General features: G+C 72.1%; 23 protein-coding genes. 15 read left to right on the top strand and 8 right to left on the bottom strand.

Annotation, left to right across the window (positions count from 1 at the left end; genetic code table 11):
* Positions 1-115 precede the first annotated feature (115 nt).
* From NH2_RS07540 to NH2_RS07565, 6 genes are all read left to right on the top strand, one after another.
* Positions 116-1,315: a cytochrome P450 gene (locus NH2_RS07540; RefSeq protein WP_245650467.1), complete on the top strand. Its 1,200-nt coding sequence runs from the start codon at positions 116-118 to the stop codon at positions 1,313-1,315.
* Positions 1,312-1,503: a ferredoxin gene (locus NH2_RS07545; RefSeq protein ID WP_067650366.1), complete on the top strand. Its 192-nt coding sequence runs from the start codon at positions 1,312-1,314 to the stop codon at positions 1,501-1,503. The genes NH2_RS07540 and NH2_RS07545 overlap by 4 nt, the downstream gene beginning before the upstream one ends.
* A 27-nt stretch (positions 1,504-1,530) precedes the next feature.
* A complete protein-coding gene (locus tag NH2_RS07550) occupies positions 1,531-2,346 on the top strand; it encodes a tyrosine-protein phosphatase (RefSeq protein ID WP_067650368.1) in 816 nt (271 codons plus the stop codon).
* 82 nt (positions 2,347-2,428) lie between these two features.
* A complete protein-coding gene (locus NH2_RS07555; RefSeq protein ID WP_067650370.1) occupies positions 2,429-3,382 on the top strand; it encodes an alpha/beta hydrolase in 954 nt (317 codons plus the stop codon).
* Between the two features lie 82 nt (positions 3,383-3,464).
* Entirely contained in the window at positions 3,465-3,917 is a 453-nt protein-coding gene (locus tag NH2_RS07560; RefSeq protein ID WP_067650372.1) for a MaoC family dehydratase, read from the top strand.
* Complete coding sequence (locus tag NH2_RS07565) at positions 3,914-4,789, top strand: HpcH/HpaI aldolase/citrate lyase family protein (RefSeq protein WP_067650374.1); 876 nt, start codon at positions 3,914-3,916, stop codon at positions 4,787-4,789. The genes NH2_RS07560 and NH2_RS07565 overlap by 4 nt, the downstream gene beginning before the upstream one ends.
* Positions 4,790-4,858: 69 nt before the next feature.
* Here the strand turns inward: NH2_RS07565 and NH2_RS07570 are convergent, their stop codons facing one another.
* From NH2_RS07570 to NH2_RS07580, 3 genes are read right to left on the bottom strand one after another with little or no spacing between them, the layout of a single operon-like run.
* Positions 4,859-5,971: an NAD(P)-dependent alcohol dehydrogenase gene (locus NH2_RS07570; protein ID WP_067650376.1), complete on the bottom strand. Its 1,113-nt coding sequence runs from the start codon at positions 5,969-5,971 to the stop codon at positions 4,859-4,861.
* 28 nt (positions 5,972-5,999) lie between these two features.
* Positions 6,000-7,238 carry an NAD(P)/FAD-dependent oxidoreductase gene (locus NH2_RS07575; protein WP_067650378.1) on the bottom strand — a complete coding sequence of 413 codons (1,239 nt, stop codon included), beginning with the start codon at positions 7,236-7,238 and terminating at the stop codon, positions 6,000-6,002.
* A complete protein-coding gene (locus NH2_RS07580; protein WP_067650380.1) occupies positions 7,235-8,566 on the bottom strand; it encodes a cytochrome P450 in 1,332 nt (443 codons plus the stop codon). Before NH2_RS07580 ends, NH2_RS07575 begins: the two co-directional genes overlap by 4 nt.
* 225 nt (positions 8,567-8,791) lie before the next feature.
* Here NH2_RS07580 and NH2_RS07585 point away from each other — a divergent pair, with 225 nt between their 5' ends.
* Positions 8,792-9,109 carry a 2Fe-2S iron-sulfur cluster-binding protein gene (locus NH2_RS07585; RefSeq protein WP_067650382.1) on the top strand — a complete coding sequence of 106 codons (318 nt, stop codon included), beginning with the start codon at positions 8,792-8,794 and terminating at the stop codon, positions 9,107-9,109.
* Between the two features lie 9 nt (positions 9,110-9,118).
* On the opposite strand, the gene NH2_RS07590 is transcribed toward NH2_RS07585, so the two are convergent.
* The 3 genes from NH2_RS07590 to NH2_RS07600 all read right to left on the bottom strand — a co-directional run bounded on the left by NH2_RS07590 (position 9,119) and on the right by NH2_RS07600 (position 12,235).
* Positions 9,119-9,859, bottom strand: a complete 741-nt coding sequence (locus tag NH2_RS07590; RefSeq protein WP_067650384.1) for a response regulator transcription factor — start codon at positions 9,857-9,859, stop codon at positions 9,119-9,121.
* The gene (locus NH2_RS30115; RefSeq protein WP_067650386.1) at positions 9,856-10,716 is read right to left on the bottom strand and encodes a helix-turn-helix transcriptional regulator; all 861 of its coding nucleotides are present in this window, start codon (positions 10,714-10,716) and stop codon (positions 9,856-9,858) included. The genes NH2_RS07590 and NH2_RS30115 overlap by 4 nt, the downstream gene beginning before the upstream one ends.
* Positions 10,717-10,780: 64 nt before the next feature.
* Entirely contained in the window at positions 10,781-12,235 is a 1,455-nt protein-coding gene (locus NH2_RS07600; protein ID WP_067650388.1) for an aldehyde dehydrogenase, read from the bottom strand.
* 253 nt (positions 12,236-12,488) lie between these two features.
* Here NH2_RS07600 and NH2_RS07605 point away from each other — a divergent pair, with 253 nt between their 5' ends.
* The 3 genes from NH2_RS07605 to NH2_RS07615 are packed head-to-tail and all read left to right on the top strand — an operon-like array spanning position 12,489 to position 15,957.
* Positions 12,489-14,183, top strand: a complete 1,695-nt coding sequence (locus NH2_RS07605) for an AMP-binding protein (RefSeq protein ID WP_067650390.1) — start codon at positions 12,489-12,491, stop codon at positions 14,181-14,183.
* 5 nt (positions 14,184-14,188) lie between these two features.
* Positions 14,189-14,983: a PaaI family thioesterase gene (locus tag NH2_RS07610; protein WP_067650392.1), complete on the top strand. Its 795-nt coding sequence runs from the start codon at positions 14,189-14,191 to the stop codon at positions 14,981-14,983.
* Positions 14,980-15,957, top strand: a complete 978-nt coding sequence (locus NH2_RS07615) for a quinone oxidoreductase family protein (RefSeq protein ID WP_067650394.1) — start codon at positions 14,980-14,982, stop codon at positions 15,955-15,957. Before NH2_RS07610 ends, NH2_RS07615 begins: the two co-directional genes overlap by 4 nt.
* Before the next feature lie 41 nt (positions 15,958-15,998).
* On the opposite strand, the gene NH2_RS07620 is transcribed toward NH2_RS07615, so the two are convergent.
* Entirely contained in the window at positions 15,999-16,409 is a 411-nt protein-coding gene (locus NH2_RS07620; RefSeq protein ID WP_067650396.1) for a MaoC/PaaZ C-terminal domain-containing protein, read from the bottom strand.
* Positions 16,409-16,846, bottom strand: a complete 438-nt coding sequence (locus tag NH2_RS07625) for an FAS1-like dehydratase domain-containing protein (RefSeq protein ID WP_067650398.1) — start codon at positions 16,844-16,846, stop codon at positions 16,409-16,411. Before NH2_RS07625 ends, NH2_RS07620 begins: the two co-directional genes overlap by 1 nt.
* A gap of 64 nt (positions 16,847-16,910) precedes the next feature.
* On the opposite strand from NH2_RS07625, the gene NH2_RS07630 reads away from it, so the two are divergent.
* From NH2_RS07630 to NH2_RS07650, 5 genes are all read left to right on the top strand, one after another.
* The gene (locus tag NH2_RS07630; protein ID WP_067650400.1) at positions 16,911-18,098 is read left to right on the top strand and encodes an acyl-CoA dehydrogenase family protein; all 1,188 of its coding nucleotides are present in this window, start codon (positions 16,911-16,913) and stop codon (positions 18,096-18,098) included.
* Positions 18,099-18,109: 11 nt separating this feature from the next.
* The gene (locus NH2_RS07635) at positions 18,110-20,062 is read left to right on the top strand and encodes an AMP-binding protein (RefSeq protein ID WP_067650401.1); all 1,953 of its coding nucleotides are present in this window, start codon (positions 18,110-18,112) and stop codon (positions 20,060-20,062) included.
* Between the two features lie 10 nt (positions 20,063-20,072).
* Complete coding sequence (locus tag NH2_RS07640; protein ID WP_067650403.1) at positions 20,073-21,134, top strand: acyl-CoA dehydrogenase family protein; 1,062 nt, start codon at positions 20,073-20,075, stop codon at positions 21,132-21,134.
* Between the two features lie 62 nt (positions 21,135-21,196).
* On the top strand, positions 21,197-22,363 hold the full coding sequence (locus tag NH2_RS07645) for an acyl-CoA dehydrogenase family protein (RefSeq protein ID WP_067650405.1): 1,167 nt from the start codon (positions 21,197-21,199) through the stop codon (positions 22,361-22,363).
* Positions 22,363-23,145 (top strand): SDR family NAD(P)-dependent oxidoreductase, encoded by a 783-nt coding sequence (locus NH2_RS07650; RefSeq protein WP_067650406.1) that lies wholly within the window; start codon positions 22,363-22,365, stop codon positions 23,143-23,145. The genes NH2_RS07645 and NH2_RS07650 overlap by 1 nt, the downstream gene beginning before the upstream one ends.
* The last annotated feature ends 1 nt before the right edge of the window (position 23,146 follow it).

Genomic DNA, 23,146 nt, shown 5'->3' on the forward strand with positions numbered 1-23,146 from the left:
GACGCCGCCGCGGGCGCGCTCACATGCTTCCGCCCATGGTCCGATCGTTCGCGCGAACGAGATCCCCGTGGCCACCGCAGGGCACGATGTCCGAGAAGCTGAGGATGGAATGATCATGGATCAGCGGTCCGTCGACCTGATGGACCTCACCCCGTTCATCGACGGTGTGGAGAATGCCGTGCTGGCACAGCTGCGCGAGCACGAGCCGCTGCACTGGAACGACGAAGCGACCGGCCCCGGGTTCTGGTCGGTCACCCGGTACGCGGACGTGCTCCGGGTGGTGAACGACCCGGTGACCTTCGTCAACGGCGAGGGCACCCAGATCCTGAGCCGCAAGGTCGAGGGCGGGACCAGCACGGTGCACAACACCGATCCGCCCCGGCACGGCAAGCTCCGCAGGCTCGCGGCCCCGCACCTGCGCGCGGTGCGGATCAGGGAGTGGCAGGAGGTCATCGATCGGTCGGTGACGGCAATCCTCGACGACATCGAGGCCAGGGGCGAGGTCGAGTTCGTGCACTCGGCGTCGGCGCTGCTGCCCATCCAGGCGCTGGGACAGGTGCTCGGCGTGCCGCTGGCGGACTGCGGGCTGTTGCTCGACTGGACCAACCGCGTCGTCTCCGACGACCCGGAGTACATGCGCGGGCCGGACGAGAAGGAACGCGCCCGCACCGAGATGTTCGCCTACTTCCGGGAACTCAGCGAGCAGCGCCGCCGGGAGCCGCGCAACGACATCGTCTCCAAGCTGGTGCACGCGGAGCTCGACGGCGAGCCGCTGCCATGGGACGACCTGGCCGCCTACTACTTCGTGCTGGTCGGCGCGGGCAACGAGACCACAAGGAACCTGCTCACCGGCACGGTGCTCGCCTTCGACGAGTTCCCCGAGCAGTGGCGCAGGCTGACCGAGGACCGCATGCTGCTGAAACCGGCCATCGAGGAGATGCTGCGCTACATCACGCCGATCCGGGCCATGCGACGCACGGCCACCGCCGACGTCGACTGGTACGGCCGCACGATCAAGGCCGGCGACAAGGTGGTCTGCTGGTTCCAGGCGGCCAACCGCGATCCGGCGGTCTTCGCCGAGCCGGACGCGGTGCGCATCGACCGCGAGGACAACGAGCACGTCGGCTTCGGCTGGGGCATCCACGCCTGCATGGGCTCGCACCTCGCGCGCGCGGAGGCAACGGCCTTCCTCACCCAGCTGCTCGACCGCGGCTTGCGCATCCGCCCGCTCGGCGAGCCGGATCGATTGCACACCAACCAGTTCCACGCCTTCAAACGTTTGCGGGTGCGGGTGGAGAAGGAGGCGGAACGATGAAGATCCAGGTGGACTGGGATCTCTGCGAGGGGCACGGGCAGTGCGAGTACGCCGCGCCTGAGCTCTTCACCATCGACGACGACGGTCGGCTCGAGGTGCTCGACGAGACCCCGGGGGAGCACCAGCGCACAGCGGTCGAGCTCGCCGTCCGGCGCTGCCCGGTCCGCGCGCTGGCCGTCGAGAACTGACCAGCCGGGCTCGAGCCGAAGGGACCCATGAACCACGACGCGCAGTCCACGATCCGCCGCATCCCGATCCCGGGGACCTCGAATCTCCGTGACGCAGGCGGGTATCCGGCGCACGACGGCCGGACGGTGGCGACCGGACGGCTGTACCGCGCCGAGGCGCTGGTGGTACGCGGCGATGAGGCGCTGCACTCGATCTACGACGAATCCGCCGGTGCGCGGTACCGCGACCTCGGCGTGCGCACCGTCATCGACCTGCGGGCCGACCTGGAGACCGAGCGGGCGCCGTCGGCCTGGGCGCGGGCCTGCGGCGCGGAGCTGGTGCGGCTCCCCGTCGCCGAGGGTGGCGAGGGCGCGGACACCAACTACCTCCGCATGCTGCTCGACGGTGAGCTGGCCGGCTTCGGCATCGCGGACATGACGACGTTCTACACCGACATGCTGCTCCGGCGGGCCGGGCAGCTCGGGGCCGCCTACCGGATACTGGCCGAACCGCAGCGCCTCCCGGTCCTGGTGCACTGCGCCGCGGGCAAGGACCGCACGGGCGTCTTCGTGGCGCTGGTGCTCTCCTCGCTCGGTGTACCCGGCGAGCACGTGGTGCGCGACTACGCCCTGACCGAGGTGCTGCGGCCGAACCGGATCGACGCCTACGCCGAGCGGTTCGCCGCCGCGAGCCGCGACGTCGAGGCCGCGCGGGCGCTGTTCGGGTCGCCCGCCGCGGCGATGGAGGCGACCCTGCGCTACCTGGACGAGCGCTTCGGCGGCGCCGCGGGCTACCTCGCCGAGGTCGCCGGAGTGTCCGGCCGGGTCGTCGACGCTGTGCGCGCGAACCTGCTGGTCCGGTGAGTGCGAGCCGCCCCGGAGGCCGGTGCCGCACTCTTCTTCGCTCGATCCGCCGAACGTGGATCGCATTCCTGAAAGGATCGTCATGACCATCGATTACGACCCCGAGATCGCCGAAGTGCTCGCCGCCGCCGCGGCGCAGAGCGCCGCCCAGCCGATCCCGCCGACCCCGCGCGGGGATGCCGCTGCGCTGCGCGCGGTCACCGATGTCACCATGACGAGCCTCTACGGGGCCATCCCGCACGACGATTCCGTCCTGGGCCGTGATGTCGAGCTCGTCGCCGACGACGGCGCCGCGGTCGCGGCGCGCTGGTACACCCCGGCCGAATCGGGCTCCGGGGCCGCGGTGGTGTACGCCCACGGCGGCGGGATGATCTGCGGATCGGCCGAGATCTACGATCCGATGGTTCGCTACTACGTGGAGAGCACCGGGGTCCCGTTCCTCTCCGTCGACTATCGCCTGGCCCCCGAACACACCGGCGAGCGGCTCGCCCTGGACGTCTTCGCGGGGCTGGTGTGGCTGCACGAACACGCCGGTGAGCTCGGTGTCGATCCGCACCGGATCGCCCTGATGGGCGACAGCGGCGGCGGTGGGGTGGCCGCGGGCGCCGCGATTCTGGCCAGGGACCACGCGGTGGCGGTGAGCCGTCAGATCCTGATCTACCCGATGCTCGACGACCGCAACGTCGAGCCCGATCCACAGCTCGCCGCCACCGCGACGTGGACCTACGACAACAACTTCACCGGATGGCACGCGCTCCTGGGTGACGGCAGGGGCGGGGAGGCGGTGTCGCCGGTAGCCGCTCCGGCGCGGCTGGCCGATCCGGCGGGGCTGGCTCCGGCCTACCTCGAGGTGGGTGATCTCGATATCTTCCGGGACGAGACGATCGCCTACGCGTCCGCGCTGCTCGGTGCGGGCGTCTCCTGCGAGCTGCACGTCGTCCCCGGCGCGCCGCACGCCTTCGAATGGCTGGCCCCGGAGGCGACGGTCGGCAAGCGGGCCCTGCGCGCCCGGCTCGACGCGATCGCGGCCGGGTAGCCGGCCGCTTCCGGCCGCGTTGTTGCTGCTAGGACTCAATGGTCGTACCATTCAATTAGTCGACTAATTGGGAGGTCTTGACGTGGCTGGAGTGTGGTTCGACGATCTGACGGTCGGGCAGCGATTCGAGCACCCGATCCGGCGGACGGTCACCGAGACCGACAACGTGCTGTTCACCGCCATGACGCACAACCCCGCGCTGCTGCACCTCGACGAGGAGTACATGAAGGACACCGAGTTCGGGCAGCGGGTGGTCAACAGCGCCTTCACCCTCGGGCTCATGGTCGGCATCTCGGTGGGCGACACCACCCTCGGCACGGCGGTGGCGAATCTGGGCTGGGACGAGGTGCGGTTCCCCAAGCCGCTCTTCCACGGCGACACCGTCCATGTCGAATCCGAGGTGCTGGAGCTGCGCGAGTCGAAGTCGCGCCCCGAGCAGGGGGTGGTGGTGTTCGCGCACCGCGCCTACAACCAGCACGGCGACCTGGTCGCCTCCTGCAAGCGCGCCGGGCTGCAGCGGAAGCGGCCGCGGTGACCGCGGTGCTGCGCTCGCTGCTGTTCGTGCCGGGGGACAGCGAGAAGAAGCTGGGCAAAATCGCCGCCTCCGCCGCGGACGCCGTCATCCTCGACCTCGAGGACGCCGTGGGGGAGGCCCGCAAGCCGGTGGCGCGCGAGCTGGTGGCGGAGTTCGTCGCCGCGCACCGCGGTGCGGACGGGCCGCGGTTGTGGGTGCGGATCAATCCGCTGGGTACCGAGCACGCCCTGCCGGATCTGGCCGCCGTGGTGGCCGCCGGACCGGCCGGGATCGTGCTCCCGAAGATCGACGGCCCCGTCGATGTGCTGCGCGTGCACCACTACCTGGAGGTGCTGGAGGCCGCGCACGGGCTGGAGCCGGGCGGCGTGCGGCTGCTTCCGGTGGCCACCGAGACCCCGCTCGCCCCCTTCCGGCTCGGTGACTTCGCGGCCGCGAGCATCGCCCGCCTCTACGGGCTGACCTGGGGCGCCGAGGATCTCAGCGCCGCGCTGGGCGCCTCGGGCAATACCGGCCCCGACGGCGGCTGGGCGCCCACGTACCAGCTGGCCCGCTCGCTGACGCTGCTCGGCGCGCGCGCCGCGGGGGTCGAGGCGGTGGAGACGCTGTATGTCGACATCCGCGACGACGCGGGGCTGGCCGAGTCGTCGCGGCGTGCCCGTGCCGAGGGCTTCAGCGGCCGGATCGCGATCCATCCGGGGCAGGTGGAGACGATCAACGCCGCGTTCACCCCCTCGGCAGGCGAGATCGAGTTCGCCGAACGGGTCGTCGCGGCGTTCGCCCACGACGTCGGCACCGTCGCGCTCGACGGCCGGATGCTCGACCTGCCGCACCTGCGGCAGGCGCAGCGGGTGCTCGCGCTCGCCGGTCGCTGAGCCGAGGACGCGACCCGGCCCCGTCCGCCCGGTGGGCGCGGACGGGGCCGAATCGTGTTGCGGGAGTGTTCAGTCCGCCGAGTCGAACACCAGCACCGGCTTGACCACCGCGCCGGCGTGCTGCGCGGCGACCGCGTCGTTGATGCGCTCGAAGGGGAACGTCGTCACCAGCTTGTCCAGCGGCAGGCGGCCGTCGCGGTAGAGCCCGACGAGTTCCGGGATGAACTCGTCGGGCACGCTGTCGCCCTCGATGATGCCGGTGACGGTCAGCCCGAGGGTGAGCGTGGCGATGATGTTCAGCTGCACCGCGGCGGCCGGGTCACCGGGGACGCCGATCAGCCCGACGGTGGCGCGCACCCGGGCCGCGCCGATCAGGGCGTCGATCACGGCCGGGATGCCGGTGGTGTCGAGAATGTAGTCCACACCCTCGGGCACGATCGCGCGCACCTGTCCGGTGACGTCGCCGGCCGCGGGGTCGACGACGTGGGTGGCGCCCAGTTCGAGGGCGAGATCGCGGCGTGCGGGGGTGGGCTCCACCACGACGATGGTGGCGCAGCCCGCGATCACCGCGCCGATCGCCGCCGACAGCCCCACCGAGCCGCCGCCCGCGATGACGATGGCCGAGCCCTTCTCGGCGCGCAGCGAGCGGGTCACCGCGCCGACGCCGGTCTGCACCCCGCAACCCAGCGGCGCGAGCAGTGCGAAGGGGATGTCGGCGTCGATCTTGACCACATTGCGCTCGCCGGCCAGCGCGACCCGCGCGAAGGAGGACTGCCCGAAGAACATGCCGCCGATCGGGCTGCCGTCCCGGCGCAGCGGCTTGCTGCCGTCGCGGCGGGTGCCGCCGTAGTTGAACTCGGTGAAGTTCTCGCAGTAGGACTGGCGCCCGGTGGTGCAGGTGGCGCACTCGCCGCAGCTGTTGAAGGTGATGCCGACCTTGTCGCCCGCCGCCACCTTCGTCACGCCGGTGCCGACGGCGAGCACGGTGCCCGCGCCTTCGTGCCCGGCCACGCCGGGGAATTCCAGCGGCAGCACGCCGTCGCGGGCCGCGAGATCGGTGTGGCAGATGCCGACCGCCTCGATCCGGACGAGCACCTCGCCGGGGTGCGGATCGTCGACCTCGATCTCGGCGAGGGTGAAGTCGCTGCCCGCTTCGGTGAGCAGCGCGGCCTGTGCTTGCATGGTTTCTCCTGGGGGTCTTCGGGTGGATCTAGACGCCTGCGCCGGTGGCGGCGATATCGCGCAGCGACACCGCCGGGTCGGCGAGCCGGACCGGGTCCACCGGGGTGCGGTCGCCGACGAGCTTCTTGCCCGCGACGAAATCGCCGGGGGCATTGGCGGTTTCGACCGCGGCGACGGTGTTGCCCGGGGTGAGGTGGAACAGCGCGAAGGCGCCGGGCTTGCGGCCCTCGCGGGCGACGACCCGGTGGCCGGGGCCGACCAGCCCGGCGATCTTGAGCTTCAGATCGAACTGGTCGGACCAGAACCAGGGCACCTCGGGGGCCGGGTGCGCGGCGCCGAGCAGCGCCGCGGTGACCTGTCTGGCCTGCTCGGTGACGTTCGGGATCGATTCCAGCCGCACCGGGCCGTCGGTGCCGGGCAGCGGGCGCCGGGCCACATCGCCGATCGCGAACACCGCGGGGTCGCTGGTTCGGCCCTGCTCGTCCACCAGAACCCCGCCGTCACAGGCCAATCCGGAGCGGTGCGCCAGCCCGTCGTCGGGCGCGGCGCCGATGCCGACGAGCACGGTGTCGGCGGCGACGAGCGTGCCGTCGGCGAGTTCGATGCCGCGGGCCCGGCCGTCGGCGGTGCGGATCGCGCGCACCTGCGCGCCGGTGCGGATCTCGGTGCCCCGCAACCGGTGCGCGTCGGTGAGCCGCCGGGACAGTTCGGCGCCTGCCACCCGGGCCAGCACCCGTTCCTCGCGTTCGACGACGGTGACCGCGATACCGGAGGACCGGGCGACCGCCGCCACCTCCATGCCGACGTAGCCGCCGCCGACGATGGCGAGCCGGTCGCCGCGCTCGAGCGCGGCGCCCAGCGCGCGGGCGTCGTCGAGGGTGCGCAGGGTGAGCACCCCGGCGGCGTCGGCGCCAGGCACCGGCAGCGGGCGCGGGGTGGAGCCGGTGGCCAGGACCAGTGCGCGGTAGCCGAGTTCGGTGCCGTCGGCGAGCCGCACCCGCATCGCGGACCGGTCGATCGCGGTCACCGCCGTTCCGAGCCGGAGCCGGATGTCGTTGCCGGAGTAGAACTCCGCCGGGCGCAGCAGCTGGTGTGCCTCGGGCCCGGCGAACTTCTTCGACAGCGGCGGGCGGTGGTAGGGGTGGTGCACTTCGCTGCCGACCAGGACGACGCCGCCGGTGTACCCGGACTGGCGCAGCAGCGCCGCCAGCGTCGCCCCGCCGTGCCCGGCGCCGACGATGACGACCGGATCGCCGGTGCCGGTCATCGTGGGTCGAACTCGAGTTCGACCGGCATGTTCTTCAGCCCGCCGACGAAGTTGGTCTGGATGAACTTGGTGTCCCCGGCCAGGTGCACGGCCCGCAGCCGCGGCAGCAGGGTCTCGAACATGATCTTCAGCTCCAGCTTGGCCAGGTGCTGGCCGATGCACATGTGCGGGCCGTAGCCGAAGGCGATGTGCCGGTTCGGGCGCCGGTCGATGTCGAAGACGTCCGGACGGTCGAAGACCTCGGCGTCGCGGTTGCCGGACTGATAGAGCAGCATGAACCGGTCGCCGGGCACGATCTCGCGCCCGCGCAGCTCGTAGGGGCGCAGCGCCGTCCGCATGAAGTGCTTGACCGGGGAGGCCCAGCGCAGCGCCTCGTTGACCAGGTTCGGCACCAGCGACAGGTCACCCTGCAGCCGCTCCAGCAGCCCCGGGTTCCCGGCCAGGGCGTGCACGGCGCCCGCCATGGTCGAGGAGGTGGTGTCGTGCCCCGCGGTGGCGATGGCGATGAAGTAGCCGTAGGCCACCTCCTTGGCGAAGTACTCGCCGTTCTCGTCCTTGGCGGTCGAGATGATGGAGGCCAGGTCGCCGGTCGGGTTCGCGCGGCGGTCCATGAGCAGGCCGTCGAAGTAGGCGTAGAAGTCCTGGATGGTCGCCACCCACTGCTTGGCGGCGGCATCGGGGGTCAGCGGCTCGACATCGGCGCGCGCGGCGTCCGGGTCGGCGGTGCCGAAGAACTCCTGGGTGAGCGCCATCATCCGGGGTTCGTCGGATTCCGGCACGCCGAACAGGCTCATGATGACGTGCAGCGGGTACTGCAGCGCGAAATCCTTGACGAAGTCGATCGTGCCGTCGGTGGCGAGCAGCCGGTCCACCGATTCGCGCGCCAGGGTGCGGATCGTGTCCTCCCAGCGCTTGAGGTTGTTCGGCCGGAACCAGTCGGCGGCGATGTCCTTGATCACCGTGTGCTCGGGCGGATCGAGGTAGGTCAGCGTCTCCAGGATGCGCAGGCTGCCGTTGTTGATCGACTTGGTGAAGGCGTCGCCTGCCTGGTTGGCCAGGATCGGGTTGAAGCGGCCCTTGTCCTCGCCGCCCGCGCTGGTGAAGATGTCGGGCTGGCGCTCGATCTCCATGATGTCGGCGTGCTTGCTCACCAGGTAGATCGGGTCGTACCCGTCCACCTCCGCCACGCCGAGCGGGTTGTGCTCACGCAGCCACCGGTATGCCTCGAACAGACGCGCATCGTCGCGATGTCCTTCGGGCAGGACGATCTGCTTGGCCACATCGTCGGGGATTCGCAGATCGCTGGGGGAATGCGTCGTCGAGGTCATGGAGTGTCCTATCGCTCGGGGCTGGAACTCTTTCAGTCTGTGCCGTGGGTCACGTGACTCTCATCACCCCGAGGAGGTAATCGCGGAGTCCGGAGAGGGAATTGTGATCCAGCTCCCTCCTGAGGCTCGCGGAATAGGTCCCCGTGGTGATGATCCGGACGTCGTCGCGGATTGACGATGAATACCGAGGCGACATCGCCTCGACGAATCGGACGAGGAGAAGCAATGGCGCGAGTCGTTTACCACCTGCCCGACGGATCCGTGCAGACCGTCGACGTACCCGCGGGCCAGAGCGTGATGGACGGTTCGGTCCGGAACAATCTCCCCGGCATCGTCGCCGAGTGCGGCGGCAGCTGCTCCTGCGCGACCTGCCACGTCTACCTGCCCGGCGCCTCGGCGGCGCTGTTCGATCCGCCGAGCGACGAGGAATCCGAGCTCGTGGAGTTCCTCGCCGGAGCTCAGCCGAATTCGCGGCTCTCGTGCCAGCTGATCATCGGGGGGCAGGCCGAGGTACACGTCGAGGTGGTCGATTCCTCGGTGTAGCGGATCGGGTCAGCCGGACCGGGCGATGAGTTCCGCCCGGTTGGCGGCGCCCATTTTGCGGAGAATGTGTTTGACGTGTGTTTTCACCGTCTCGATCGAGAGGGTGTGAATATCGGCGATCGCCGCGTTCGACGCGCCCTGCAGAATGTTCTCCAGAATGTCGCGTTCGCGCTCGGTGAGCCCCGCGGCCGCGGCGGCGAATTCGGCGGCGCGCTCGGATTCCGGGAAGGCCGGGTCCGCCGCGGCGGAATCCAGCGTGCGGATCTGGTTGCTCAGCGCGCGCAGCCTCGCCTGCTGCAGCCGCAGCCGTTCCTCGCTGTCGAGGCGCTCGGCCGCGGCCACGGCGAGGTCGACGAGCAGGAGCACGGCTTCGGTATCCCGCTCCGCGACGCGGCGGTCGAGCAGTAGCACGATGCCGGGACCGCCGATCTCCAGGGCGGTGACGGTGCGGCCGGCGGCCGCGGTGTCGACGGTGCGGCCGTCGGCCGCGGTGTCGACGGTACGGCCGCCGGCCGCGGTGTCCCGCTCCGCCTGCGGTGCGTGGGTGGCGCGCAGCCAGGCCGACATCTCGTCCCGGTCGTAGCGGGCGAATTCCCGCACCGCCGCGCCGTCGACAGTCGCGAGCAGCGCCGAGCAGGCTCCGGTGATCCCGGCGGCGGCCGCGCACAGGGCGGTGGCCAGCGTGGCGCGGTCGGGCGCCGCGGTGACGGCCTCCAGCGCCTCGTCCAGGTCGGTGTTCGCGGCGCTCACGGCAGGGCGGCCGCGCCCGTGCCGCGCTGCCGGAAACGGGCGGCCGCCTGGGCGCGTGATTCCACGCCGAGTTTGCGAAAGATCTGGCGCACATGCGCTTTGACGGTGCCGTCGGAGATGAACAGCTGCCCGGCGATCTGCCGGTTGCTCGCGCCGGCGGCCAGCAGCCGCAGCACCTCGTCCTCGCGGTCGGTCAGCATCGATGGTCCGGCCGGGACGGCCGGTGGCGGCGGCGCCTGCCTGGCCGGGCCGAGCACCGGCCCGGCCCGGCCCGCGTCGGCGCCGACGACGCGGGCGACCATGTCCTGCAGCGCGGTGCGCTGCCGCGTGAGCTGATCGCTGTTCTCCCTGGTGGCCACGACCAGGCCGGTGATGCGGGCGGCCATCAGCAGCAGCCGCATGTCCTGCTCGGTGACGGCGTCGCGGTTGCGGTCCACGTGCAGGATGCCGACCGTGCGGCCGTTGGCGACGATCGGGGCAGCCGCGTAGGCGACCGGGTCGGACAGATCGATGAGCGGCCGGTAGGCCTCCCGATGGTAGGCGCGCCTGCCCAGCAGATACGGGCGCCGCAGCCGGACCAGGTCGGCTTCGCGCGGCGCCCGCAGCAGCGGCACCGCGGTGCCGTCGACAGCGCGCCGGAGCTCCCCGAAGTTGTCCTCGAGTTCCGAGGACACGTGGACGTGCTCGGGTACCCACGACGCGCCGCCGACGCGGGAGAACATCGCCTTGGAGAAGCCCAGTGATTCGCAGGCCTCCCGCGCGACGGCCGCGCCGATCGCATCGTCGCCGGCGGATTGCAGCCGGTCGAGGAATCGGCGCAGCCCGCGCGCCGGGAAATCTCGTTCGATCACCGCCATGGATCAGACTCTCCGCTTACGTGATGTATGACACAAAGCTACCAGCTGGTCCGGTGTCGGTGTCTCAGCTCGCGGGCGGCAGGTAGACGGTGCGGAGGTGCTGGAAGGTGTGCAGCCCCTCCGGGCCGAGCTCGCGTCCCATCCCGCTGTTCTTGATCCCGCCGAAGGGCGCGACCGGGTCGTTGCTGTAGTGGTTGACCCCGATGGTGCCGGACTGCACGCGGGTCGCCAGGCCGGCGGCGCGCTCGACATCGGCCGACCACACCGAGCCGCCGAGGCCGTACTCGCTGTCGTTGGCGATGGCCAGCGCTTCGTCCTCGTCGGCGAACGGGATCACGCTGAGCACCGGGCCGAAGATCTCCTCGCGGGCGATGGTGGCGGAGTTGTCCAGGTCGGCGAAGACCGTGGGCTCGACGAAGAAGCCGGTGTCCAGCCCATCGGGGCGGCGGCCGCCGGTGGTCAGCCGCGCGCCCTCCGCGCGGCCGGTGGCGATGTAACCCTCGACCCGCTCGCGCTGCCGCGCCGAGACCAGCGGCCCGATCCTGGTCGCGGGGTCGAGCGGGTCGCCGATGGTCAGCGAGCGCGCCAGCTCGGTGAGCGCGTCCACCACCTCGCCGTAGCGCGAGCGCGGCGCCAGCACCCGGGTGTTGAGCCAGCAGATCTGGCCGTTGTTGAGGAAGGTGACCCCGAACAGCGACTCCAGCGAGGCATCCAGATCGACGTCGTCGAGCAGGATGGCCGCGGACTTGCCGCCCAGCTCCAGCGTCACCGGGCGCAGCAGCCGCCCGCACGCCTCGGCGATCTTGCGTCCGGCCGCGGTCGAGCCGGTGAACGACACCTTGTCGATGCCGGGATGCTCCACCAGGTAGGCGCCGATGTCGCGGCCGCCGGGCACCACGTTCAGGACGCCGGGCGGGAGCTCGGCGGCCGCGGCGGCCTCGGCCATGAGGAAGGCGTCGAGCACGGTCTCCTCGGCCGGTTTCAGCACCACGGTGCACCCGGCCGCCAGCGCGGGGGCCAGCTTCAGGAACGAGATGGCCTGCGGCACGTTCCAGGGCACCACCGCGCCCACGACGCCCACCGGGTGCCGCGTGACGCGGGCGGTGCCGCCCAGCATCCCCGCACGCTCGTCGACCTCGGGGGCATCCACCATGAGCTGGGCGAAGTAGCGCAGCACCACGGCGGGGAACCCGCCCTCGAACTGTTCGGCCAGCCAGATCGGCATGCCGTTCTGCTGGGAGACCCGGCGCGCGGTCTCGCCCGCGCGTGACTCGAGCTCGAGCGCGAAGCGCTCCAGCGCTGCCTCGCGCTGCTTGGGGTGCCAGGTGGACCAGCCCTGTGGGTCGTCGAAGGCGCGCCGGGCGGCGGCGACGGCGCGGTCGATATCCGCGGTCGCGGCGGCGGGCACGCTGCCGATGGCCTGTTCGGTGGTCGGCGAGTGCACGGTGATGGTGCTGCCGGTGGCCGGGCTCTGCCAGCCCCCATCGATGTAGAACTCGCGGTAGTCGATGGACGTCATCTCGCTCCTCGCTGTGTGAACGGCGTCACTCTCAGTGTGTCAAATGTCGGAAAATTATCAATGGTTTGTTTGGTATGACCAATAATCTCACTCCGATGGACCTCCCGCTACCCCGAACGGGTGATTGTGCGGCGAATGCCCTCGTCGAGCCGGGGTGACCAGCGTTGACTGGGGTCGGAGGGTGTTGCGCTATTCGGTCCAACCATTCTAATCTTCAGACAGAGTGTGCGACGGAGCAACGGAGGACGGCACCATGACCAGCGAGCGAAACCTCGGCCGCTACACCCGGGCCCAGATCGACGAGTTCTACGCGAGCGGGCAGTGGACCGACGAGAACCTCACCGATCTGCTGCGCTCGCGCGCCGCGGCGAACCCGGACAAGGTCTTCGTCACCGACGGCAGCTACGCGCTGACCTTCGCCGAGCTCTACGAGTCCGCGCAGCGCCTCGCGCTCGGGCTGCACCGGCGCGGGTTGCGCCAGGGGGATCGAGTTGCCGTCCAGTTGCCGAACTGGGCGGCCTTCGTGCTGGTCGCGGCCGCAGTCGCGCGCCTCGGCGCGGTCACCGTGCCGATCATGCCGATCTACCGCAGGGACGAGGTGGCGCACGTGGTGGCCGACGCGGCGGTGCGGATGGCCATCGCGCCGGTCGAGTTCAAGGGGTTCGACTACGCGGGCATGTTCGAGGAGATCCGCCGTGAGGCCCCCGGCCTGGACACGATCGTGGCGGTGCGCGCGCCCGCGGCGGCGCGAGAATCGCTGGCGCGGCGCGGGATCGACGTGCTGGAGGAGCTGATCGTCGCCGACGTCACCCCGGAGCAGGTCGATGCCGAACTCGGCTTCCGGGTGCATCCGGACGACCCGTTCGTCATCGTCTACACCTCGGGCACCACCTCGCGGCCCAAGGGCTGCGTGCACACCTTCAACACCTACGCCTCCGGCGCGCGCGCCCTGACGGTGGCATTCGGCCACTCCGAGAGCGACGTGCAGTTCGGCCCCTCACCGATCACCCACACCACCGGCCTGGTCACCAGCGTGCTCATCCCGCTGCTGGCCGGGGCGGCCAGCCACATCATGGCGGAGTGGGACCCGGTGCGGGCGCTGGGCGAGATCCAGCGCTACGGCTGCACCGCCGCGGTGACCGCGACGACATTCCTGCAGACGCTGCTGGCCGCCGCCGAGGAGCACCCGGACGCGGACCTCTCCTCGCTGCGGGTCTGGACCTGCGCGGGCTCGCCGATTCCGGCGTCGGTGGTCGAGCACGCCAAGGCCGCGCTGCCCACCACCAGCGTGCTCTCGCTGTACGGGCGCAGCGAGAACCTCTCCACCACCACCTGCACCCTGGCCGACGATCCGCGCCGCGCCATCACCTCCGACGGCGCGGCGCTGCCCGGCGCCGAGGTGCGGGTGGTCGGTGCGGACGGCGCCGAGCTGCCGCGCGGGGCGGAGGGCGACATCGCCTACCGCGGCCCCTCGCACATGATCGAGTACCTGAACCGCCCCGCCGACACCGGCGAGCTGTTCACCCCCGAGGGGTTCTCCCGCTCCGGGGACCTCGGGGTGATGGACGCCGACGGGTTCGTGCGGGTCACCGGCCGCACCAAGGACATCGTGATCCGCGGCGGCATGAACATCAGCGTGCGCGAGGTCGAGGACAAACTCGCCGACCACCCGGACCTGGTGGCGCTGGCCGTGGTCGGCATGCCCGACGAGCGGCTCGGCGAGAAGGTCTGCTGCTTCGTCGTCGCCAAGCCCGGCCACACCGCGCCCACGGTCGAGGAGTTGCGCGGCTACCTCGTCGATCGCGGAGTCGCGATCCAGAAGACCCCCGAACGGGTGGTCGCCGTGCCCGAGCTGCCGATGACCGCGACCGGCAAGATCCAGAAGCACATCCTGCGCAAGCGCATCGCCGAGGAGCTGAACGCCCCCGCCGCGGCGGGCGCGCGCTGAGCGGCATGGCTGCCTCGGCCCCGCAACTCGTCCTCGGCGGCGCGGAGGCGCTGGTGCGGGTCGGCCCCGTCACTGTGACGCCGACGGGCGGGCAGCTCACCGTCGAATCCGGTCCGTGGCTGCGCGACCCGGTCACCGGTTGCAGCCGCGGCGCGCTCGGGGTACCGCTCGACGACGTCACCGGCTTCCTGGTGGCCGCCGCGGCGCCGCCGGGCCGGTGGCCGGTGAGCCTCGGCATCCGCCTCGATCTGCTCGCCGACCCGCCGCTGGACGGCTCACCGCTGACGGCGCGCGGGGAGCTGGCCGGGCTCGACGAGCGCGGCGGCACCACCCGCGGCACCGTCACCGACGCGCGCGGCGGCCTGCTCGCGCTGGTGGTGCAGCGCTCGCACCTGGTGGCGGTGGACGAGGCACCGTCCGGCGCCACCCCGGCGCCACCGCCGCCCGGCGCGGGGGTCTCCCTGCGGGCGGCGCTCGGCGTGCGCGCCGCCGATCCCGGCGTGCTGGAGCTGCCGCCCTCGGTGTACACCGCCAACGGCATGGGCAACCTGCACGGTGGAATCCTGATCTGTAGCGCGGAGTTCGCCGCCGCGGGGGCGCTCGGCGCCACGGGTGAGTTCCGCACCACCAGCGTCGACATCACCTATGTGCGGCCCGCGGACGCGCGCGGCGCCACCACGTTCCGCCCCCGGGTGCTGCACCGGGGGCGGTCGCTCGCGGTGGTCCGGGTCACGGCGCTGAACTCCGCGAACAAGCCGTGCGCCATCGCGACGGTGGTGCTGCAGGAGCGGGTGCGATGAGGGCGATCACGCTGGCGGGCTTCGGGGCCGCCGAGCAGCTGGTGCCGCGCACCGTCGCCGATCCGGCGCCGCGCCCCGGCTGGGTCACCGTCGAGCTGCGCGCGAGCGCGCTCAACTGGCACGACGTGCTGGTGCGGCGGGGGCGGTACGGATCGCCGCTGCCGCACGTCCCGGGCGCGGACGGAGCCGGGGTCCGCACCGACACCGGCGCCGAGGTGGTGATCCTGCCGTCGCTGTTCTGGGGTGATCGGATCGAGGCGCCTGGCCCCGGCTTCGAGATCCTCGGCGATCGGATCCCCGGCACCTACGCGCAGTACGTGTCGGTTCCCGAGGAGTGCCTGGCACCCAAACCGGCGCGGTACTCCTGGGAGCAGGCCGCGGCGCTGTCGCTCGTCGGCGTCACCACCTATCGCGCGCTGGTGACCAGGGCCGGGCTGCGCGCGGGGGAGTCGCTGCTGGTCGTCGGGGCGGGCGGCGGTGTCGCGACCACCGCGGTCGCGCTCGGGAACGCCGTGGGCGCGACCGTTTTCGTCACCGGCTCGAACCCGGAGAAGCTGGAGCGGGCCCGCGCGGCCGGTGCGGCGGGCGGGGTGGTGCACACCGGCGACGACTGGCCCGACCGGATCGCCCGGCGCGCCCCCGGCGGTGCCGGCTTCGATGTGGTGCTCGACCCGGTGGGGGTGTGGGACCGGTCGGTGCGGGCGGTGCGCCCCGGCGGCAGGCTGGTGGTGCTCGGCGCCAATGTCGCCGAGCGGGCGCACCTGGATGTGCGCGCCTTCTTCTTCGGCCAGTACAGCCTGCTCGGCACCACCATGGGCGGCCCGGCGGATTTCCGCGGATTGCTCGAGCTGGTCGCGTCCGGTGCTGTCGCGCCGCCCTCGATCGCCGAGGTCTTCCCGCTCGACGAGGCCGCCGCGGCGCATCGGCTGCTGGAGGCCGGTACCGCTTTCGGAAAGATCGTGCTGCGGCCGTGAGCGCGCCGCGGTGCCGACCCGCTCGGACCGGCACCGCGCCGTCACCGCGCGGCGGCGACCCGCACCCTGGCGGTGGCGGTGATGACGACCCGCTCCCCGACCCGGGCGGTGAGCGCTGTCTCGGCGATATCGCCGTGCACCGCCTCGACCTGTCCGGACAGCTCCAGCGTTTCGCCGAGCGCGAGCGGCGAGGCGAACCGCACCGTGTAGCCGAGCAGATGCTCGACGTGCACCAGGTCGGTGAGCCAGGCGGCGAGCAGCCCCGCCTGCAGCTGACCCATCGCGATCACATCGGGCAGCCCGGCCCGCCTCGCGTAGCCGGTGTCGTGGTGCAGCGGGTTGAAATCGCCGCCTGCGCCGGCGAAGCGGACGATGTCGGTCTGCGTGATCGGTCCGATCGCCCTGCTGCCGAGCTGTTGTCCCGCGGTGAGCGCGAGCGGCGGGCGCGCCATCACCGGCCCCGCTCGATCAGCACCTCGCGCTGCACCACCGCGGTCTCGCCGGTGGCGTCGGCCCAGCTCGTCTCCAGGGTCACCAGCCGCATGCTGCCGCCGCGCCTGCCCTCCTTGACGGTGTCGGAGACGACGCGGCGGGTGCCGGTGAGCGAGTCCCCGGCGAGCAGGGGGCGGTGGTACTCCCACTCCACCGAGCCCACTACCACCCGCTCGATGGCCAGCCCGAGGTCGCGGACGAAGCGCTGCTGGTCGCGGTGGTGCCCGGCGACGACCACGTGGGTCGCGGTGGCCGGAACGGCGGGCAGCCCGGCCGCGGTGGCCGCCGCCGGATCGGTGTGCACCGGATCGGCGGTGTGGGTGGCGCGGGCGAACTCCCGGATCTTGCCCGCCTCCACCTCGAAGGACACCACATCCAGGACCGTCGAGGTATCCATACATCCTCCTAGTCATTTGGTCTGACCTATTGTAACGTTGGTCCGTAACAAGTGGGAGGTGCCGATGGAGCTGAGCGATTCACCGCAGGAGGCGGAGTTCCGGGCGCGGGTGCGCGCCTGGCTGGCGGAGACCCTGCCGACGCTGCCCGGGCCGGAGCCGGCCCGGCTCGAGGACCGGCGCGCCTGGTGGTCGCAGTGGCAGCGCAGGCTCTTCGAGGCCGGCTTCGCCGGGCTCTCCTGGCCCACCGAGTACGGCGGCGCCGGTGCCGACGCCAAGATCAAGGCGGTCTTCACCGAGGAGCTCGATCGCGCCGGTGCGCCGGAGCGGCTGAACATCATCGGCGAGGACTTCGCCGGCCCGACCATCGTGGCCTTCGGCAGCGACGAGCAGAAGCAGCGCTACCTGCAGCCCATCCTGGACGGCAGCGAGATCTGGTGCCAGCTGTTCTCCGAACCGGAGTCCGGCTCCGACCTCGCTTCCCTGCGCACCAGGGCGACCAGGGCCGAGGGCGGGTGGCGGATCCAGGGCCAGAAGATCTGGACCTCGCGCGCCCAGATCGCCGACAACGCCATCCTGCTGGCCCGCACCGGCGGTGGCGAGCGGCACCGCGGCATCACCTACTTCCTGCTGCCGATGTCGGCGCCGGGCGTCTCGGTGCGGCCGCTGCCCCACATGCTCGGCGAGGCGGAGTTCAACGAGGTCTTCCTCGACGACGTCTTCGTGCCGGACTCGGCGGTGGTCGGGGAGGTGGACGGCGGCTGGAAGGTCGCGATGGGCACGCTCGCCTTCGAGCGGGTCGGCATCGCCACCGGCCGGGTCAACACCACCGGGGCCGTGCGCGACCTCGTCGCGCAGATCGAGCGCGGCGCCGACGACGAGGGGCGCCCGCTGGCGGCGAAACCCGAGGTGCGGCAGCAGCTCGCCGACCTGTACGGCCGTGCGCTCACCCACTACCTGATCGGGCAGCGGGTGATCACCGGCGCCGCCTCGGGCGAGCCGCCGGGCCCGGTCACCTCCATCGGCAAGCTGTACTTCTGCCCGCTGGTCGAGGACATCGCCGACTTCGGGCTGGCGCTGAGCGATTTCGGCGGTCAGTTCGGCCTCGCGGCCGAGGACGAGCCCGCCGACGCCGACCAGCAGCGCTGGCTGCGCCTCGCCTACCAGGCCCGCGGCACCGCCATCGCGGGCGGCTCGACCTTCATCCAACGCAATATCGCAGCCGAGCGGGTGCTCGGCATGCCACGGAGCTGAGAGGCGACGCGATGAGCAGCTATGTGTGGACCCCGACCCCCGAGCGGATCGCGGCGGCCAATGTTACGCGGCTGGCCAGGGCGCACGGCATCGAGACGATCGCGGAGCTGCGACGCCGCTCGACCGCCGACGTCGCCTGGTACTGGAACGCCGCCGTCGAGGATCTCGGCATCCCGTTCGCCACCCCGTACGAGCAGGTGCTCGACGTGTCCGCGGGCATCCAGTTCCCGGAGTGGTTCACCGGGAGCGCCTTCAACGCCGTCGACGCCTGCCTGACCCGCTGGCTGGCCACCGACGCCGACCGCCCCGCGATCGTGCACGAGGCGGAGGACGGCTCGGTCCGCACGCTGAGCTACGGCGAGCTGGCCGCGCAGGTGGGCCGGGTCGCGGCCGGACTGACCGAGCTCGGGATCGGCGCGGGCGATGCCGTGGCGATCTACCTGCCGATGATCCCCGAGGCGGTGGTGGCCTGCTACGCCGCGGCAGGCATCGGTGCCATCCTGGTGCCGCTCTTCTCCGGCTTCGCCGCCCCCGCCATCGCCGCCCGGCTCGCCGACGCGGAGGTGAAGGCGGTGGTGGTCGCCGACGGCACGATCCGGCGCGGCCGCGCGGTGCCGATGGCCGCCGAGCTGGCCGCGGCGCTGCCGCACTGCCCCTCGGTGCGCACCGTGATCACCGTCGCCAACATCGGCGGCGACCCGGATCTCGGCGCTCCCGATGCCACCGTGACCACCTGGGACGCGCTCGCCGCCCCCGGCCGGAAGCCGTACGCCTTCCGGCCCTTCCCGGCCATGCAGACGCTCATGCTCGGCTACACCTCGGGCACCACCGGCAAGCCGAAGGGCGCGGTGCACACGCACGCGGGATTCACCGTCAAGGTCGCCACCGAGGTGGCGTACTCGTTCGACATCTCCCGCGGCGACGTCTTCTGCTGGATCACCGACATGGGCTGGGTGATGGGGCCGCTCTCGGCCTTCGGCGCGCACGCCAACGGCGCCACCCTGCTGCTCTACGAGGGCTCGCCGGACACCCCCGACGGCGCCCGGCTGTGGGATCTGGTGCAGCGGCACCGGATCACCATGCTCGGCGTCTCGCCGACGCTGATCCGCGCGCTCGCCGCCACCCCGCTCGCCGAGATCACCGCCCGCGACCTCTCCTCGGTCCGGGTGCTCGGCTCCACCGGCGAGCCGTGGGATCCGCACCACTACGACTGGCTGGCCCGCGACGTCTTCGGCGCCGGGGTGCCGGTGATCAACTTCTCCGGCGGCACCGAGGTCGGCGGCTCCTTCCTGGCGCCCTACCCGGTGGAGCCGATCCCGAGCTGCTCGCTCGGCGGCCCCTCGCTCGGCATGGACGTCGACGTCGTCGACGACACCGGGGCGCCGCTGCGCGGCGCGATCGGCGAGCTGGTCTGCCGCCAGCCCTGGCCCGCGATGACCCGCGGGGTGTGGCGCGACCGCGAGCGCTACCTGGAGTCCTACTGGTCCACCTTCGAGGGCATGTGGTGCCACGGCGATTTCGCGCTCGTCGACGAGGACGGGCAGTGGTACATCCTCGGCCGCTCCGACGACGTGATGAACATCGCGGGCAAGCGGCTCGCCCCCGCCGAGGTGGAGTCGGTGCTCACCACCCACCCGGCGGTCGCCGAGGCGGCGGCGGTGGGGGTGCCCGACCCGAAGAAGGGCGAGTCGGTGTGGGTCTTCTGGGTGCCGCGCCCCGGCGCCGACACCGAGGGTGTCTCCGACGAACTGCGCCTGCTGGTGGCCACCGGGGTGGGCAAGCCGTTCGCGCCCGCCGCGGTGTGGCCGGTGCGCGCGCTGCCCAAGACCCGGTCGGCCAAGATCCTGCGGCGCGCGGTGCGGGCCGCGGCGCTCGGTGCCGACCCGGGTGACCTGTCGAGTGCGGAGAACCCCGACGCCGTCGAGGCCATTCGCGATGTCGTGCACGGCACGGCGGTGAGCTGAGGAGCCGGAGATGCACTGGGAGCTGTCCGAGGAACAGGAGCTGTTCGCCGTTTCGCTGCGGGAGTGGATCGCGGCGAAATTCCCGGTCGAGGCCGTCCGGGAGCTGCACGCCGCGGGGGAGGACCGCGCCTTCACCGCCGCGCTCGTGAGCGAGGGCTGGTGGGGCGTCGGCTATCCGGAGGAGGCGGGCGGCCAGGGTGGCGGCGTGCTCGAACTGGCGCTGGCCGCGCGGGAATTCGGCCGGGCCGCGGTGCCCGACTCCGGCTGGCTGGCCGCCGCGCTCGCCGCGCCGCTGCTGACCCCGGCCGAGCTCGCCGCGCAGCTGTCCGGCCAGCGGCGCTTCGCCGTCGCGGTGCGCTCCGACCGGATCCCCGGCGCCGCGCCGCTGCCTGCCGGCGGCGCCGAGCTGAGCGGCACCGTCGCCCACGTGCTCGGCGCGGCCGGAGCCGACGTGCTGCTCGTCCCGGTCACCGGCCCCGACGGTCCCGGCGTGGCCAGGGTGCCCGCGGCGGCCGCGGTGCGCACCCCGGAGCAGGTGCTCGACCGCTCGCGGGCGGTGGCCACCGTCGAGTTCGCCGCGGCGCCGATCGCCGAGCTCGGGGCCGCCGACGCGCTGCCGAGGGTGGCCGACCTGGCCGCGGTCCTGGTCGCCGCCGACGCGCTCGGCGCCGCCGAGCGCATGCTCGAGCTGGCCGTCGGCTACAGCAGGCAGCGCAAGCAGTTCGGCCGGCCCATCGGCGCCTTCCAGGCGGTCAAACACGCGGCGGCGCAGATGCTGGTGACCGTGGAGGCCGCGTACTCCACCGCGCTCTACGCGGCCGCGGCGCTCGACGCCGGGCAGGACGACGCGGCCACCGTCGCGGCGGTGGCCAAGGCGCAGGTGACCGGGCCGGTGGCCGGGCTCGCCGATTCGGCGCTCACCGTGCACGGCGCCATCGGCTACACGTGGGAGCACGAGCTGCAGCTGTTCTACAAGCGCGCCAAGCTCGACCGGGTGCTCTTCGGCGCACCGGCCGGGTGGAACGAGCGCATCGCGGCCGCGCTGCTCACCATCCCGGCCGCGGCGGGCTGACCCCTTCCCTATTTGGTCAGTCCATTGATATAGTTACCGCATCGAAGGGATGGAGACCCACAGTGGATTTCGAACTGACAGAGGATCAGATCACGATCCGGGACGCGGTCGCCGAGCTGGCGGCGAAGTTCGACGATCGGTACTGGGCGCAGAAGGACGCCGCCCACGAGTTCCCGACCGAGTTCTACGACGCCTTCGCCGCAGGCGGCTGGCTCGGCATCACGACCCCCGAGGAGTACGGCGGCCACGGCTACGGCATCACCGAGGCCTCGATCCTGCTCGAGCAGGTGGCCGCCTCCGGCGCCGGGATGAACGGCGCCAGCTCTATGCACCTGTCGATCTTCGGCATGCACCCGGTGATCGTGCACGGCAGCGAGGAACTCAAGCAGCGCACGCTGCCCCGCATCGTCAACGGTGACCTGCACGTCTGCTTCGGGGTGACCGAGCCGGGCGCCGGGCTGGACACCACCCGCATCACCACCTTCGCCCGCCGCGAGGGCGACCGCTACATCGTCAACGGGCGCAAGGTGTGGATCTCCAAGGCGGTGGAGTCGGAGAAGATCCTGCTGCTGACCCGGACCCAGAAGTTCGACGAGTCGCCGCGCAAGACCGACGGCATGACGCTGTTCCTCACCGACCTGGACCGCAGCCGGGTGGAGATCCGTCCCATCGACAAGATGGGCCGCAACGCGGTGACCTCCAACGAGCTGTTCATCGACAACCTCGAGATCCCGGTCGAGGACCGGGTCGGCGAGGAGGGCAAGGGCTTCACCTACATCCTGGACGGGCTCAACCCCGAGCGGATGCTGGTGGCCGCGGAGGCGCTCGGCATCGGCCGCGCGGCCTTGCGCGCCGGGGTGAAGTACGGCAACGACCGCGAGGTGTTCGGCCGTCCGATCGGCAAGAACCAGGGCATCCAGTTCCCGCTCGCGGACTCCCTGGCCCGCCTGGACGCCGCCGAACTCGTGCTGCGCAAGGCCACCTGGCTCTACGACAACGGCCTGCCCTGCGGGCGCGAGGCCAACACCGCCAAGTACCTGTGCGCCGACGCCGGCTTCGACGCCGCCGACCGCGCCCTGCAGACCCACGGCGGCATGGGCTACTCCGAGGAGTACAACGTCGCCCGCTACTTCCGCGAGGCCCGGCTCACCCGGATCGCGCCGATCAGCCAGGAGATGGTGCTGAACTTCCTCGGCTCCCACGTCCTCGGCCTGCCCAGGAGCTACTGATGACCGACCACACCCCGGCACCGGGAATCCGGGCCTTCACCCTCGACGGCCGCACCGCGCTGGTGACCGGGGCGGGCGGCGGAGTCGGCGCCGCGGTCGCCGAGGCGTTCGCCGCCGCGGGCGCCGCGGTGCTGGTGACCGACATCGACAAGGACGCCGCCGCCGAGGTGGCCGCGCGCATCACCGCGGCGGGCGGCACCGCCGAGCCCTTCGCGCTCGACGTCTGCGACGCGGGCAACGCGCGCGACGCCGCGGCCGCCGCCGCCCGGCTCGGCGGCGGCACGCTGCACATCCTGGTGAACAACGCCGGGGTGATCGCGCCCGCGATGTTCCCGCAGCTGGACGAGGTGCAGTTCCGCCGGGTGCTCGACACCCACCTGATGGGCAGCTACCACTGCAGCCAGGCCGCGCTGGAGTACCTGCCCGACGACGGCACCGGCCGCATCATCAACGTCACCTCGGCGGCCGGGCTGACCGGCACCATCGGGCAGGCCAACTACGGCGCCGCCAAGGCCGCCATCGTCGGGCTGACCAAGTCGCTGGCCAGGGAGCTGGCCCGCCGCGCGATCACGGTCAACGCCATCGCCCCGCTCGCCGCGACCGCGATGACCGCGAACATCCGCGGCAACGAGAAGCTGGCCGCCAAGACCCTGGCCCGGATTCCCCTCGCACGCTGGGCGAGCCCGGCGGAGATCGCGCCCTCGTTCGTCTTCCTCGCCTCCGGTGCCGCGGCCTACATCACCGGTCAGGTGCTCCCCGTCGATGGCGGGACGGTGATCTGAG

Source organism: Nocardia harenae NBRC 108248, assembly GCF_001612885.1.
Taxonomy (GTDB): Bacteria; Actinomycetota; Actinomycetes; order Mycobacteriales; family Mycobacteriaceae; genus Nocardia; species Nocardia harenae.